The organism is Micromonospora sp. IBHARD004 (assembly GCF_052814115.1).
The window spans coordinates 2,108,374-2,123,328 of sequence record NZ_CP199934.1 but is presented as its reverse complement, the minus strand read 5'-3'; the positions used below and the strand labels follow the sequence as shown (position 1 = coordinate 2,123,328).

Annotated in this window: 13 protein-coding genes; 2 read left to right on the top strand and 11 right to left on the bottom strand. The window is 68.8% G+C overall.

Going from position 1 to position 14,955, the window contains the following annotated elements; genetic code table 11:
* Nucleotides 1–160 precede the first annotated feature (160 nt).
* Both ACTWO6_RS10420 and ACTWO6_RS10415 read left to right on the top strand, forming a co-directional pair.
* Complete coding sequence (locus ACTWO6_RS10420) at nt 161–475, top strand: AI-2E family transporter (protein WP_446219422.1); 315 nt, start codon at nt 161–163, stop codon at nt 473–475.
* A 110-nt stretch (nt 476–585) separates the two neighbouring features.
* A complete protein-coding gene (locus ACTWO6_RS10415; protein WP_446219421.1) occupies nt 586–1,755 on the top strand; it encodes a low temperature requirement protein A in 1,170 nt (389 codons plus the stop codon).
* A 32-nt stretch (nt 1,756–1,787) separates the two neighbouring features.
* Here ACTWO6_RS10415 and ACTWO6_RS10410 read toward each other — a convergent pair whose 3' ends face one another.
* The 11 genes from ACTWO6_RS10410 to ACTWO6_RS10360 all read right to left on the bottom strand — a co-directional run bounded on the left by ACTWO6_RS10410 (nt 1,788) and on the right by ACTWO6_RS10360 (nt 14,862).
* Nucleotides 1,788–2,033, bottom strand: a complete 246-nt coding sequence (locus ACTWO6_RS10410) for a hypothetical protein (RefSeq protein WP_446219420.1) — start codon at nt 2,031–2,033, stop codon at nt 1,788–1,790.
* Between the two features lie 211 nt (nt 2,034–2,244).
* Nucleotides 2,245–3,507, bottom strand: a complete 1,263-nt coding sequence (mmsB, locus tag ACTWO6_RS10405; RefSeq protein WP_446219419.1) for a multiple monosaccharide ABC transporter permease — start codon at nt 3,505–3,507, stop codon at nt 2,245–2,247.
* A 13-nt stretch (nt 3,508–3,520) separates the two neighbouring features.
* Entirely contained in the window at nt 3,521–5,047 is a 1,527-nt protein-coding gene (mmsA, locus tag ACTWO6_RS10400) for a multiple monosaccharide ABC transporter ATP-binding protein (protein ID WP_446219418.1), read from the bottom strand.
* An 87-nt stretch (nt 5,048–5,134) separates the two neighbouring features.
* Complete coding sequence (chvE, locus tag ACTWO6_RS10395; RefSeq protein WP_446219417.1) at nt 5,135–6,262, bottom strand: multiple monosaccharide ABC transporter substrate-binding protein; 1,128 nt, start codon at nt 6,260–6,262, stop codon at nt 5,135–5,137.
* A gap of 41 nt (nt 6,263–6,303) precedes the next feature.
* A complete protein-coding gene (araA, locus tag ACTWO6_RS10390) occupies nt 6,304–7,809 on the bottom strand; it encodes an L-arabinose isomerase (protein ID WP_446219416.1) in 1,506 nt (501 codons plus the stop codon).
* A 26-nt stretch (nt 7,810–7,835) separates the two neighbouring features.
* Nucleotides 7,836–8,513, bottom strand: coding sequence for an L-ribulose-5-phosphate 4-epimerase (locus tag ACTWO6_RS10385; RefSeq protein ID WP_446219415.1), 678 nt, complete (start codon nt 8,511–8,513; stop codon nt 7,836–7,838).
* The gene (gene araB, locus ACTWO6_RS10380) at nt 8,510–10,168 is read right to left on the bottom strand and encodes a ribulokinase (protein WP_446219414.1); all 1,659 of its coding nucleotides are present in this window, start codon (nt 10,166–10,168) and stop codon (nt 8,510–8,512) included. Before araB ends, ACTWO6_RS10385 begins: the two co-directional genes overlap by 4 nt.
* Nucleotides 10,165–11,187 (bottom strand): LacI family DNA-binding transcriptional regulator, encoded by a 1,023-nt coding sequence (locus ACTWO6_RS10375; protein WP_242624044.1) that lies wholly within the window; start codon nt 11,185–11,187, stop codon nt 10,165–10,167. The genes araB and ACTWO6_RS10375 overlap by 4 nt, the downstream gene beginning before the upstream one ends.
* Nucleotides 11,184–12,197, bottom strand: coding sequence for a galactofuranose ABC transporter, permease protein YjfF (gene yjfF, locus ACTWO6_RS10370; protein ID WP_446219413.1), 1,014 nt, complete (start codon nt 12,195–12,197; stop codon nt 11,184–11,186). The genes ACTWO6_RS10375 and yjfF overlap by 4 nt, the downstream gene beginning before the upstream one ends.
* A complete protein-coding gene (locus ACTWO6_RS10365) occupies nt 12,194–13,300 on the bottom strand; it encodes an ABC transporter permease (protein ID WP_446219412.1) in 1,107 nt (368 codons plus the stop codon). The genes yjfF and ACTWO6_RS10365 overlap by 4 nt, the downstream gene beginning before the upstream one ends.
* A complete protein-coding gene (locus tag ACTWO6_RS10360; protein ID WP_446219411.1) occupies nt 13,297–14,862 on the bottom strand; it encodes a sugar ABC transporter ATP-binding protein in 1,566 nt (521 codons plus the stop codon). Before ACTWO6_RS10360 ends, ACTWO6_RS10365 begins: the two co-directional genes overlap by 4 nt.
* Between the last annotated feature and the right edge of the window lie 93 nt (nt 14,863–14,955).

Here is a 14,955-nt window from a genome sequence, read left to right as displayed (position 1 = left end):
TGCTGACGCCGGACATCCGGTTCTCACTTTCGTGATCCGGCGTCGGCACCGATGAGTGTGCCGTCGAGGGGTTGTTGGTCAGCGTTTCGTCCGCTTCGCAGCGGGTAGCTGCGCCCGGTGAGCGACGCCGACGGCCGGTCCATCGCTCGCGCTCACCGGCGTGCCGTTCGCCGCCGTGATCGCCCTGCTGGTCGCCATCGCCGACCTGATCCCCCTGGTGGGGGCGACCCTCGGCGCCATCATCGCGGGCGGCGCCGGCTTCCTGCACTCCCCCACCGCCGGACTGGTCGTGCTGGTCTTCTTCGTGATCTACCAGCAGGTCGAGAACCACCTGCTGCAACCGGTCATCATGTCCCACGCGGTCCGACTGAACCCACTGACCGTGCTTGTCAGCGTGCTGATCGCCGCCGAGCTGGGCGGCCTCGTCGGAGCCCCGCTGGCCGGTGGGCAGGAAGGGCTGCCCCCCGGGCAGTAGTCGCTGTGCGCGGCTTCTATGTCGGCAACGTTCAAGGCCCAACGCATGGTACGACTACGGTTAAGGCGGACAGAAACGGCAGAAATGGGCGGTTGATGACGGCGGGTAGGTTGGGCGTACTGCTGCGAAGACCCGAGCAGCCGCGGGCGGCATTCCTGGAACTCTTCTCCGACCTGGTGTTCGTCCTCGCCTTCGTCCGGCTCTCGCAGCACCTGCTGGAGCATCTGAGCTGGACTGGCGCGTTCCAGACAGTGGTGTTGCTGTTCGCCATGATGCATGTCTGGGTCTCTACGGCGAGGTTTACGGACCTGTTCGACCCGCTGCATCCGCTGGTACAGCTGTTCACCATGCCGATCATTTTCGGCACCCTCGTGATGGCGGCTGCGACGCCTGAGGCGTTCGGTCGGCGGGGCCTGGTCTTCATAGGGGCGTACCTCACCGTCCGCCTTGGTGGCCTCGCTATCGCCATCTTCTTTTTGCGTGGCCACGAGGTGCAGCCCAGCGCGGTGCGAATACTGTTCTGGGTCGGCGTGGCTGCGGTGCCATGGATCGCGGGTGCGTTCCTAACCGGCTGGGTGCGTGGAGCGCTGTGGCTGACGGCGGCGGGCGTGGAGTACGCGGGGATCGCACTCGGCTTCCCCACGCCGAGGCTGGGCCGCGGCGGCGCGCGTCGATTCGAGATCGTGGCCTCCCCAGAGCACGTGGCCGAGCGGTTCCAGCAGTTTTTCATCGTCGCGCTCGGCGAGCCGATCCTGGTGACCGGACTGACATTCGGAAGCGGCGAGTTCGGGGCTGACCGCAGCGCCGCGGCCCTGGTGGCGTTCGCCACCACGGCACTGCTGTGGCGCATCTACATCCACCGCGCCGGAGCACTGCTGGCCGACGCCATCACAGCGACCACCAACCTAAACCGCGTTGCTATCGCGACGATCTACGCCCACGTGATCATGGCCGCCGGCATTGTCACCATCGCCGTCGGCGACGAACTCGTCGTCACCCACCCGCTCGGACACCCGGACCCGGCCTGGATCGCCGTCATCCTCGGCGGACCCGCCCTGTTCCTCGCCGGACGAGCCACCTTCGAGTACGCGGTATTCGGCCGCGTGTCCGCCCCCCGCGTGATCGGCGCACTCGCCCTGGTCGCCCTCACCCCAGCAATGCGGCCGGTGCCGCCGCTCGCGGTAGCCACCACCGCCGCCCTCATCCTCGCCGGCGTCGCCGTAGCCGACGCGGCCCGTACCCGACGATTCCCATCCGAGCAGCCGTCACCACCCGGTTAGCGGGTGGGGTGACCGTTACCTTTCAGTGCGCTCTAGCGAGCGTGTGATCGGTAGTCCCGCCTTGCGGTGGGACGGTCCCGGTCTGACCAGCGGTGGCCGTGCCGGGTTGACGCTTCACAGCCAGCTGCCCCGGACAGGTCGGTGCGGCCGTCGACGACGACGAAGAAGGTCGCCTCCTGACCGGCGCCAACGGCGGCGGCGAGGCCCGGATCGACGATCGCATTGTGCCGGGGCGCGGCGGCCGCGGCCGGCACGGCAAGCCCGCCGACGACGGTCACGGCAGGAAAGCCGCCGGAAGGGCGACCGGGAAGCGCGGAGCTGGCCTGGTCGGGCAGGCTACGGCTGAACCGTTACTGGCGAATTACTGACGCGGCGCGGGAGCCACCCGTGGGTGGAACCGTCAGTGGCGGAGTGGGTGGCCCAACCGCCTCTCCCCTCTTCATGAGCCCCGGGGGCGCTGGAAACCGACGCCACGCTCGATGGGCGCGGCTAACGTGCGGCGCCGGCCCGCCGCTTGGTCCACACGTCGAACGCGACGGCGGCGAGAAGCACCAGCCCCTTGACCAGCATCACCTGCTCACTGGGAGCCCCGATCAGGGACATGCCGTTGTTGATGACGCCCATGATGAGGCCCCCGGTGATCGCGCCGACCACCTTGCCGACGCCGCCCTGGACGGCGGCGCCGCCGATGAAGGCCGCTGCGATGGCATCGAGCTCGAACTGGTTGCCGGCGGTCGGGCCGGCCTGGTTGAGGCGGCCGGCGAAGATGATGCCGGCGAGGGCGGACAGCACCCCCATGTTCACAAAGATCCAGAAGACATTGGACTTGACCTTGACGCCGGACAGGACGGCGGCTTGCAGGTTTCCGCCGACGGCGTAGATCTGCCGGCCGAACACGGCCCGGTTCATCAGCAGGCTGTAGCCGAGCACCAGGGCGGCGAGCAGCACGAGGACCCAGGGCAGGTTGCGGAATCGGGCGAGCTGCACAACGATCCCGAGGACGAGGAACGCAGCGAGCGCGATCTTGGCGAGGAAAGTCGGCAGCGGATCGACCGCCTGGTGGTAGCCCAGCCGGGCGGCGCGGGTGCGCCACTGGGTGATGGCTATTCCGGCCACGGCCGTGATGCCGACGAGCAGGCTGAACAGGTCCGCACCGCCGAGCGGTCCGAGGCCGACGTTGCCGAGGTAGCCCTGGGTGAAGCCGTTGGACAGGGTGCGGATCTCCTCGGGGAACGGGCCGATGCCCTGGTTACCGAGCACGGTCAGGGTGAGCGCGCGGAACAGCAGCATGCCGGCGAGGGTGACGATGAACGCCGGAATCCCGAAGTAGGCGATCCAGTAGCCCTGCCAGGCACCGATGAGAGCGCCTGCGATGAGGGTGATGACCAGGGCGAGCGGCCACGGCACGCCCATGTTGACGGTGAGGACGGCGGTGATCGCGCCGGTGACCGCGACCACGGAACCGACCGACAGGTCGATGTGTCCGGCGATGATGATCAAGATCATGCCGATGGCGAGGATCAGGATGTAGGAGTTCTGAACGATGATGTTGCTGATGTTCTGCGGCTGCAGCATCGCGCCGTTGGTCAGCACGGTGAACAGCAACACGATCAGCGCGAACGCGACGTAGATGCCGGACTGACGCAGGTTGACGGTGAAGCGGCGTGGCGCGCGGCCGGCCGGTTGCCCCGGCTGGGCCAGCGTGGTGTCGGCCATCGCAAGGTCGGCGTTGGTGGGTGCGACGCTGGTCATGCTGGTCTCCCGTTTACTGTCTCTTGGTCATGTACTGCATGAGCCGCTCCTGCGTGGCATGCTCGCGGGGCACCTCGCCCGTAATCCGGCCGGCGGACAACGTGTAGATTCGGTCGCACAGCCCCAGCAGCTCGGGCAGCTCGGAGGAGATCACGAGCACGGCCCTACCCTCGTCGGCGAGCCGGTTGATGATCGTGTAAATCTCGTACTTGGCCCCGACGTCGATGCCCCGGGTCGGCTCGTCCAGGATCAACACGTCCGCGTCGGTGAACATCCACTTCGACAGGACGACCTTCTGCTGGTTTCCGCCGCTGAGTTTGCCGGTGACGCTGAGCACGCTGGGGGCCTTGATGTTCATGCTGGCCCGGTACTCGTCGGCGACCCGGTACTCCTCGTTGTCGTTGACCCATCCGCGCGTCGCCAGTTTGCCGAGCGCTGCGGCGGAGACATTGCGCTTGACGTCCTCGATCAGGTTGAGGCCGTACCGTTTCCGGTCCTCGGTGACGTACGCGATGCCGTGCCGGATGGCGTCGCGCACGGACTTCAGGTGGATCTCCCTGCCGTCCTTGACGACCCGCCCGGTGATGTTCGTGCCGTACGAGCGGCCGAACACGCTCATCGCCAGCTCCGTCCGCCCGGCGCCCATCAGCCCGGCCAGCCCGACGATCTCCCCGCGGCGCAGCACCAGGTTGGCGCCGGACACCACGACCCGGCCGTGCTGGGTCGGGCTGTGCACGGTCCAGCCCTCGACGCGGAGCAGCTCCTCGCCGATCTTCGGCGTGTGTGGCGGGAAGCGGTGGCTCAGGTCCCGGCCCACCATCCCGGAGATGATCCGGTCCTCGGTCACCTCGTCGGTGGCCATGTCGAGGGTCTCGATGGTGCGCCCGTCGCGGAGGATGGTGATGGCGTCCGCGATCGCGAGGACCTCGTTGAGTTTGTGCGAGATGATCACGCAGGTGATCCCCGCGTCACGCAGCCCGCGCAGCAGATCCAGCAGGTGCCCCGAGTCCTCGTCGTTCAACGCCGCGGTCGGCTCGTCGAGGATCAGCAGCTTCACCTCCTTGGAAAGCGCCTTGGCGATCTCCACCAGCTGCTGCTTGCCCACCCCGAGATCCCTCACCGGGGTCACCGCATTCTCGGCCAGGCCCACCCGCGCCAGCAGCAGTGCCGCTTCGTGGTTGGTCTTGTTCCAGTCGATCAGGCCGCGGTGCGCCTGTTCGTTGCCGAGGAAGATGTTCTCCGCGATCGACAACTGCGGGCACAGTGCGAGCTCCTGATGAATGATGACGATCCCGCGGTGCTCGCTATCGCGGATGCCGGAGAATCGGCACGGCTCGCCGTCGAAGTGGATCTCGCCCTGGTAGGTGCCGTGCGGGTACACCCCGGACAGCACCTTCATCAGCGTGGACTTACCCGCGCCGTTCTCCCCGCTGATCGCGTGGACCTCCCCCCGGCGCACGGACAGGTTGACGTCCTGGAGCGCCGTGACTCCGGGAAACGTCTTGGTGATGCCCTGCATCTGCAGGATGTGGTCCGTCATCGCCGCACTCCCTCCGCCGGCACGTGTACTACGAGGTTGACGACTCCCGCCGCGCCGAGTGTCGGGCGCGGCGGGAGTCACCGCGGATCAGCCCAGCTGCGCGCCGGTGTAGTAACCGGTGTCGACGAGCGCCTGCTTGTAGTTGCTCTTGTCTACGATGACGGGCTGCAGCAGGTACGACGGCACCACCTTGACCCCGTTGTCGTAGTCCTTGTCGTTGTTCACCTGCGGTTTGCTCCCCTTGAGCACGGCGTCGGCCATCTGCACCGTCACCTTGGCGAGCTCGCGGGTGTCCTTGTAGATCGTCGAGTACTGCTCACCCGCGATGATGGACTTCACCGACGCCAGCTCCGCGTCCTGGCCAGTGACGACCGGGTACGGCTGGCCGGCGGTGCCGTAACCGTTGCTCTTGAGGGCCGACAGGATGCCGATCGACAGCCCGTCGTACGGCGACAGCACCCCGTCGACCGTGGCGCCGCCCGTGTACGTCGAGGTCAGCAGGTCCTCCATGCGCTTCTGCGCGGTGGCCGGGTCCCAGCGCAGGATGGCGACGGTCTTGAAGTCCTTCTGGCCGCTCTTCACCACGAGCGCGCCCTTGTCGATGTGCGGCTGCAGCACGCTCATCGCACCGTTGAAGAAGAACGTGGCGTTGTTGTCGTCCGGCGAGCCAGCGAACAGCTCGATGTTGAACGGCCCCTTCGCCTCACCGGGCGAGCCGTCCGGCTTGAGCAGCTTGAGGCCCACCAGCAGCGAGGTCGCCTGCTGCACACCGACCTTGAAGTTGTCGAACGTCGCGTAGTAGTCGACGTTCGGGCTCTTGCGGATGAGCCGGTCGTACGCGATGACCGAGATGTTCTTGTCCCTCGCCTGCTGCAGCTGCGTGGTCAGCGCGGTGCCGTCGATGGACGCGATGATGAGCAGCTTGGCGCCCTTGGTGATCTGGTTCTCCAGCTGGTTGACCTGGGTCGGGATGTCGTTCTCGGCGTACTGCAGGTCGACCTTGTAGCCGAGCGCCTCCAGCTGCTTCTTGACGTTCTCGCCGTCGCTGATCCACCGCTCCGACGACTTGGTGGGCATGGTGACGCCGACCAGTGCGCCGGCGTTGTTGCCGGACTGTGCCTGCTGGTCGACGGTCTTGGTGCTGGAACCGCAGGCGGTCAGGGCTGTGGCGAGCACGATGGCTGCCGCCGCTGATGCAGCACGGGTGATGACCATGGTGTCTCCTCTGTGGTGGGAAAGGGGTACCTCGGCCGGGTCTAGCGGCTGTGCATCAGCCGGTAGTAGGCCTGGTTCCACCGCAGCCGGTCACCCAGGTCGGACGGGGTGGTGCGGTGGTCGATGAGCAGGAATTCGGTGTTCAGCATGTCGGCGAAGTCCCGCAACGTCTCCGCGCCGACTGCCTGGGTCAGCACGGTGTGGTGCGGTCCGCCGGCCATGAGCCACGCCTCGGCGGAGGTGGACAGCGACGGGGCCGGCTTCCACACCGCGCGGGCAACCGGCAGGTTGGGCAGCGGCTCATCCGGCGGTGTCACCTCGACCGTGTTGGCGACCAGCCGGAACCGGTCGCCGAGGTCCGTCATGCCGATCACCACGCCGGCGCCCGCGGTGGCGTCGAACACCAGTCGTACCGGGTCCTCCCGGTCGCCGATGCTCAGCGGATGGATCTCGCAGGACGGCTGGAGCGCGGCGATGCTCGGGCAGACCTCGAGCATGTGCGCCCCGAGAATCTTCGGCTCGCCCGGCCCCAGGTGGTAGGTGTAGTCCTCCATGAAGGAGGTGCCCCGCCCGCTGCCGGCCCCCATGGCCTTGATCGCGGCGAGGAGAGCGGAGGTCTTCCAGTCCCCCTCGCCGCCGAAGCCGTAGCCGTCGGCCATCAGCCGTTGCACCGCCAGACCGGGTAGTTGCCGCAGGCCGCCGAGGTCCTGGAAGTTCGTGGTGAACGCGCCGAAGCCGCCCGCGGTGAGGAAGTCCCGCAGGCCGACCTCGATGCGCGCGGCGTACCGCAGGGACTCGTGGCGCCCGCCACCCCGGGCCAGTTCCGCTACGAGGCGGTACGCGTCGGCGTACTCGGCGACGAGCGCGTCGACCTCGTCAGTGGATGCGTCGTCGACCGCGGCGACCAGGTCGTTGACGCCGTAGGTGTTGACCGAGAAGCCGAACCGCAGCTCGGCCTCGACCTTGTCCCCCTCGGTCACCGCGACGTCCCGCATGTTGTCGCCGAACCGTGCCAGGCGCAGCCCGCGCAGGTGGTCCAGGCCGAGGGCGGCGCGGATCCAGCCGTCGAGTCGGGCGATCATCTCGGGGTCGGCGGCGTGGCCGACAACGGTCTTGCGGGTCACCCCGAGCCGCGTCTGGATGTAGCCGAACTCCCGGTCACCGTGCGCGGCCTGGTTGAGATTCATGAAATCCATGTCGATTGACGCCCAGGGGAGCGCCGCGTTGAGCTGGGTGTGCAGGTGCAGCAGCGGCTTGCGCAGCACGTCCAGGCCAGCGATCCACATCTTGGCCGGTGAGAACGTGTGCATCCAGGCGATGACGCCCACGCAGCCGGGGTCCGCGTTGGCCTCGAGCATCACGTGGCGTATCGCGGTCGAGTCGGTCAGCACCGGCTTCCAGACGATCTCGGCGGCGAGTTGACCCGAGGACACCAGGGTTCGCTGGATCTGCTGGGACTGGTCGGCGACCTGGTCGAGGGTTTCCGGTCCGTAAAGGTGCTGGCTGCCGGTGAGGAACCAGACCTCGGGTTTCGTGGCCGATGCCATGGCGGGTTCTCCTGTCGGGGTGCGGCTCACGCCTGCCCGTAGACGTTCTGGTAGCGGTCGTAGAGGGCGTCGATGTCGCTCTGCCGCATCGGCAGCGGTGCGCCGAGCTGACGGGCGATGTGGACGGTGCGGGCGACGTCCTCGCACATCACGGCGGCTTTGACCGCCGCTCGGGCGTGGGTCCCGATGGTGAAGACGCCGTGGTTGCGCATGAGGACGGCCGGTGAGCGGTGGGTCCGGAGCGTGGCCACGATGCCGCGACCGATGGAGTCGTCGCCGATGAGCGCGAACGGGCCGACCGGAATCTCGCCGCCGAACTCGTCGGCGATCATGGTGAGCACGCACGGGATGGGCTCACCGCGGGCGGCCCAGGCGGTCGCGTACGTGGAGTGGGTGTGCACGACGCCGCCCACGTGTGGCATGTGCTTGTAGACGTACGCGTGGGCGGCGGTGTCCGACGACGGTGCCAGGTCTCCGTCGACCAGGTTGGCGTCGAGGTCGGTGATGACCATGTTCTCCGGGCGGATGTCGTCGTAGCTGACCCCCGACGGCTTGATGACCAGCAGGTCCGCACCGGGCACGCGGGCCGAGACGTTGCCGGCCGTCCACACCACGAGTGCGTTTCGGGGCAGCTCGGCGTGCAATGCCGCCACCTGGGCGCGCAGCGACGTGATGGTGGCGTTGACCGACTGGATGACGCTCATCGGGCCACCGCCGAACGCTGGATCGCACGCAGCTTACGCATCAGCTTGTTGTCGCCTCGGCCGAAGTGGTCGTGCAGCGTGGTGTACTCGGCGAAGAGTTCGTCGTAGACCGCGGCGTCCGCCTCGTGCGGGGTGTACGCCGCGCGTTCGGCGCGGCCCATCCGCGCGGCCGCCGTGCGTACGTCCGGATACGCTCCGGCGGCGACCGCGGCGTGGATGGCCGCACCCAGCGCGGGTGCCTGCTCCGACGGAACTATGGACAGCGGTAGTCGGGTCACATCGCTGTAGATCTGCATGAGCATCGGGTTCTTGACGAGTCCGCCCGCGACGACCAGCTCGGTGACCGGCACCCCGGCGTCCCGGAAGGTCTCGATGATGGTTCGGGTGCCGAAGGCGGTGGCTTCGATGAGCGCCCGGTAGATGTCCTCCGGCCGGGTGGCCAGCGTCTCTCCCACCAACAGGCCGGACAGCTCGTGATCGACGAGCACCGAGCGGTTGCCGCTGTGCCAGTCCAGGGCGAGCAGGCCGTGCTCCCCCACCCGCTGGGTCGACGCCAGTCTGGTGAGGTACTCGTGGATGCTCAAGCCTTCGGCGCGGGCCCGGGTCGTGTAGCTGGCCGGCACGTGCGTCCGCACGAAGTGCGCGAAGATGTCGCCCACGCCGCTCTGCCCGGCCTCGTAGCCCCAGAGCCCCTTGACGATGCCGTTCTTCACCACGCCGCACATGCCGGGCACGACGCGTAGCTCCCTGCCGTTCATGATGTGGCAGGTCGAGGTGCCCATGATGGCGACCATCTGCCCGGGGTCGAGCGCGTTGGCCGCGGCTGCCGTGACGTGGGCGTCCACGTTGCCGACGGCGACCGGGATGCCGGGCGGCAGACCGGTCCACGCCGCCGCCCGGTCGGTCAGCGTGCCGGCGGTGTCCCCCAGCTGGCCGATGGGCTGGTCGAGCTTGGTCGCGACGAAGTCGGCGAACGCGGGATTGAGCTCGGCGAGGAAGTCCGGGCCGGGATACTGCCCGTCCTGGTAGATGCCCTTGTAGCCGGCGGTGCAGGCGTTGCGGACGTAGCGGCCGGTGAGCTGCCAGACGATCCAGTCCGCTGCCTCCACCCAGCGCTGCATGGCCGCGTAGCTCGTCGGATCCTCCTCCAGCAGCTGTAGCGCCTTGGCGAACTCCCACTCCGAGGAGATCTGGCCGCCGTAGCGGGCCAGCCATGGTTCGTTCCGCTTCGCGGCGAGCTGGTTGATCCGGTCGGCCTGTGGCTGGGCGGCGTGGTGCCGCCAGAGCTTGACGTAGGCGTGGGGCCGGGCGGTGAGCTGGTCCAGCTCGGACAGCGGGGTACCGTCGGCGAGCGTCGGGATCATGGTGCACGCGGTGAAGTCCGTGCCGACGCCGGTGACGTCGGCCGGGTCGATTCCCGCTTCATGCACCGCCTGCGGCACCGCCACCTGCAGCACCTCGCGGTAGTCCTGGGGCACCTGCAGCGCCCATTCCGGAGGCAGCGGCTGGCCGCCGGGCAGGGCCTCGGTCACCACCGCGTGGGGGTACTCGTGCACGGCCGACCCCAGCTCGGCACCGTCGGAGACGCGGACCACCAGGGCTCGTCCCGAGAGCGTCCCGTAGTCGACGCCCACCACGTACTTCTCGTCGCTCATGTGCTGGTCCTTGTCGGGGGGGCGGTGCTCTGGCGCACCACGAGCTTGGGAATGACCAATGGCGAGGGCTGGAGGTCATCGCCGTTGATCGCCTGGGTGATGACGTCTATCGCACGTCGACCGATGGCCTCGAAGTCCTGCTCGATCGTCGTCAGCGGCGGGATGAGGTAGGCGGCCTCGGGGACGTCGTCAAACCCGACGACGGAGATGTCCTCCGGCACCCGCCGACCGCGCTCGTGCAGCGCGCGGAGCACACCGATCGCCATCTGGTCGTTCGCCGCGAAGACCGCGGTGGTCTCCGACATCTCGCAGATCCGCAGCCCGGCGGCATACCCGCTCGCGGAACTCCAGTCGCCGGGCACCGGCTCGGCCGGGCGCAGCCCCGCCTCACTCATCGCCAGGCGCCAGCCCTCTACCCGGGCGCGCGCCTCCGCCCAGTTGAGCGGACCGCTGACGTGCACGATCTCGCGGTGCCCGAGCTTCAGGAGGTGCTCGGTGGCCAGCCGAGCGCCGAGCACCTGGTCGACGCCGACCGTGCGGGACGCCTTGGACAGGTCCCCCTCCACGACGACGAAGGGGACGCCGGAGCGCTGCTTGCGCACCACCTCGAGAGCCTCGTCGTGACCGGCGATCATGACGATGCCCTCCACGCCGACCCGCATGAGATGGTCGGTGGCGTCGTCGAGGGCTCGCCGCGTCACCTCGGACAGGCTCACCGAGGTGGCGAAGTACCCGGCAGCCCGCGCGGCGTCCTCAACGCTCCGGTGAATACTCGTCGGACCGAACAGCGTCCTGGCGGTGCCGATGATGCCGATCATCCCGGAGCGTCCGCGCACGAGGGCGCGGGCGGCGGTGTTGGGACGGTAGCCGAGCCGTTCGATGGCCTGGAGCACCCGCTCCCGGGTCTCCGGCTTGATGCTGGCCGACCCGTTGATCACCCGGGACACCGTCTGGTGCGACACGCCCGCCAGGCGAGCGACGTCGGCCATCACCGGCGCCTTGGCGGCAGCCGCCGTCACGGCTGCCTCCGCATGAAGACCCTCTGCATCACGATGAAGAGGAGCAGCAGGGTTCCGATCGCGATCTTTGTCCACCATGAGCTAAGCGTGCCTTGGAACGAGATCAACGTCTGGATGACACCCAGGACGAGAACGCCGAGCAGCGACCCGAGGACGTAACCGACGCCGCCCGAGAGCAGCGTGCCGCCGATCACGACGGAGGCGATGGCGTCCAGTTCCATGCCGACGGCGTGCAGGCCGTAGCCGGAGAGCATGTAGAGGGCGAAGAGGAGCCCGGCGATCGCGGAGCAGAGCCCGCTGATGACGTAGACGCCGACCTTGACCCTGGCGACCGGCAGGCCCATGAGCATCGCCGAGTTCTCGTTGCCGCCGACCGCGTAGGCGGTGCGTCCGAATCGGGTGCGGTGCAGGACCCAGCCGGCCACCGCCACGATGGCCAGCGCGATCACCACACTCCAGGTGATCGACACGTTCGCGGACAGCGGCAGGGAGGCGGTGGCGAAGCTGCGGAAGGTCGGGTCCTTGATGGAGATCGACTGGACGCCGACCACGAAGCACAGCCCTCGGGCGAGGAACATGCCGGCGAGCGTCACGATGAACGGCTGGATCTCGAAGTAGTGGATGACCAGGCCCATCAGCAGGCCGAGTGTCGACCCCATGGCCAGCACCAGCAGCACCACGAGCGGCGCCGGCAGACCGGCCCCCAGGCCGGCCGCGGCCACCATCGTCGACAGCGCGACCACCGCGCCCACCGACAGGTCGATCCCGCCGGTCACGATGACGAAGGTCATGCCCACGGCGAGCACGATCAGGAAGGAATTGTCGATGAACAGGTTGGCCACGACCTGGCCGGAGGTGAACCCGTCGTAGCGGCCGGCGCCGACGCCGAAGAGGAGCACGAAGAGCACGAACGTGGCGAGTACCGGGACGACCCGGCCGGGGATCGACCGGCCGCCCGCAAGCGTCCCGAGCAGGCCCTTCTCCTTGACCGGCGTTGCTGTGGTCGTCATGGCTGGGCCACCTTCTCCACCAGGGGTTCAGTCGGGGTCTGCGTACCCTGCCGGGCCGTTGGCTCGGCCTCCGGGTCCGGCGGGGCGTGCCGTCGCCGGGTGCGGCCCAGCAGGGCGGCCCGCACCTTGGGCGCCTGCAGGAGGCACACGGCGATGACGACGACGGCTTTGAAGACGAGGGTGATCTGGGGGTCAATGCCCATGCTGTACACCGTCGTCGTGAGCGTCTGGATGATGAGCGCGCCCAGCAGCGTGCCGGTGAGGCTGTACCGACCGCCGGCCAGCGAGGTGCCGCCGATGACGACGGCCAGGATCGCGTCCATCTCGATCCATAGGCCGGCGTTGTTGGCGTCGGCGGCGCTGACGTTGGAGCTGATCATCAGGCCGGCGACGCCGGCGCAGATGGCGGCGAACACGTAGACGGTCCACCGGATGGTGCGGGCGCGCAGGCCGGCCAGCCGGCTCGCCTCCGGGTTGATCCCGACCGACTCGATGAGCAGGCCGAGCGCGGTCCGGCGGGTCACGAGGGCGACGAGCACGAACACGGCGACGGCGATGAGGATCGAGACGGGCAGCACCAGGAAGCCGGCGCCGACGGTACGGAACGTCGGGTTGCGCACGGTGATGATCTGGCCGTCGGTGATGAGCATCGCAATGCCACGCCCGGCGGTCATGAGAACGAGCGTCGCGATGATCGGTTGCATGCCGAGGCCGGCGACGAGGAAGCCGTTCCACAGGCCGAGGACGGCGCAGAGCGCGAGCGCGGTCCCCATGCCGACGAAGGCGGCCCCGGCGCTGCCCGGCTCGGCCGCGCCCACGATGGAGGAGCAGGTGACCGCTCCGGAGATGGCGACGACCGCGCCGACTGACAGGTCGATCCCCCGGGTGGCGATGACCAGGCACATGCCGAGCGCGATGAGCATGGTCGGCGCGCCGTTCTTGAGGATGTCGATGAGGCTGCCGTAGAGGTGGCCGTCCTGGAAGCGCAGGGCGAGGAACGACGGGCGGACGACCGCGTTGGCCGCCAGCAGCACCACGATGGCCACCAGGGGCCACAGCAGTCCGCTGTTGCGGAAGCGGTCCAGGGGGCGCGTGGAGGTCATGCCGCCACCGCCTCGGAGCCCTCGTCCACGCGGGCGATGAGCCGCATGATGTCATCGACGGTGGCGTGCTGGTCGAGCTCGGCGATCTTGGCCCGGTCCTTCATCACCACGACGCGGTGGCTCAGGCGTACGACCTCCTCGAGCTCGGCGGAGATGTAGACCACGGCCATGCCTTCCTGGGCAAGCTCGGCGACGAGCTTCTGGATCTGGGTCTTGGCCCCGATGTCGATGCCGCGGGTGGGCTCGTCGAGGATGAGCAGCTTCGGCTTGGTGACCAGCCAGCGGGCGAGCAGCACCTTCTGCTGGTTGCCACCGGAGAGCTTGCCCACGAGCGCGTCGGGGTTCACCGGTCTGATGTCCAGCGCCTTGATCCACTTCTCCACCAGCTGGTCCTTGGTCTTACGGGGGATGGGCCGGGCCCAGCCGCTGGCGGCCTGCATGGCCAGAATCAGGTTGTCCCGGACGCTGAGGTCGGCCAGCACTCCCTCGCCCTTGCGGTCCTCGGAGCAGAAGGCGATCCCGGCGGCGATGGCGACGCGGGGGTTCCGCAGGTGCACCACCTTGCCGTCGACGGTCACCTGGCCGCTGTCCGGACGGTCCGCCCCGAAGAGCAGCCGCGCGAGCTCGGTGCGCCCGGAGCCGAGGAGTCCGGCCAGGCCCACCACCTCGCCGCGATTGATCTGCAGGTCAAACGGTGTGACGGAGCCCTTGCGGCCGACACCGGTGGCCTGCAGCACGGGGGCGGTGGAGGCCACCTCGCCGGCCTGTCCGGCGAGCCGCTCGACCTCCGCCAACGCGCCAAGCTCGCGGCCGATCATGAGGGAGACCAGCTCGAGCCGGCCGAGGTCGGCGCTCCGGTGCTCCCCCACCAGCCGGCCGTTGCGCAACACCGTCATCCGGTCGGAGATTTCGTACACCTGCTCGAGGAAGTGGGAGACGAAGAGGATGGCGACGCCCCGGTCCCGCAGGACTCGCATGATGCGGAAGAGTTCGGCGACCTCGTCCTGGTCGAGGCTGGAGGTCGGCTCGTCGAGAACGAGGACCTTGGCGTCCACGGCGACGGCACGGGTGATCGCCACGAGCTGCTGGATGGCGATGGGATGCTCGGCGAGGACGGAGCCGGGGTCGATGTGGAGTCCCATCTCGGCGAGCAGCTCGGCGGCGCGGGCCCGGGTCGCCCTGCCGTCGATCGCGCCGAGCCGCCGCGGCTCGCGGCCGAGCAGGATGTTCTCCGCGACCGTCAGGTTGGGGCAGAGGTTGACCTCCTGGTAGACGGTGCTGATCCCGGCGTCCTGGGCCTCGGCCGGGCCGGAGAACGACACCTCCCGCCCCTCGATCGTCGTGACGCCGGCGATCGGGCTGTAGACGCCGGTCAACGCCTTAATGAGCGTCGACTTGCCCGCGCCGTTCTCCCCCATGAGGGCGTGCACCTCGCCGGGGAAGAGCCGGAAGTCCACCTCCTGCAAGGCCTTCACACCCGGGAACTCCACCGAGATCCCGCGCATCTGCACGAGCGCGGCCGGTTCGGCCGCATGCGGCGCCTGCTTCGCGTCCACCGACATGGTGGTCCTCCCATATGTGCTACGAGCCATGGCCGGCTGTGGGCCGGACGCCGGGGGTTGCGCCCCCGCCATCCGTGGGAATGGCGGGGGCGC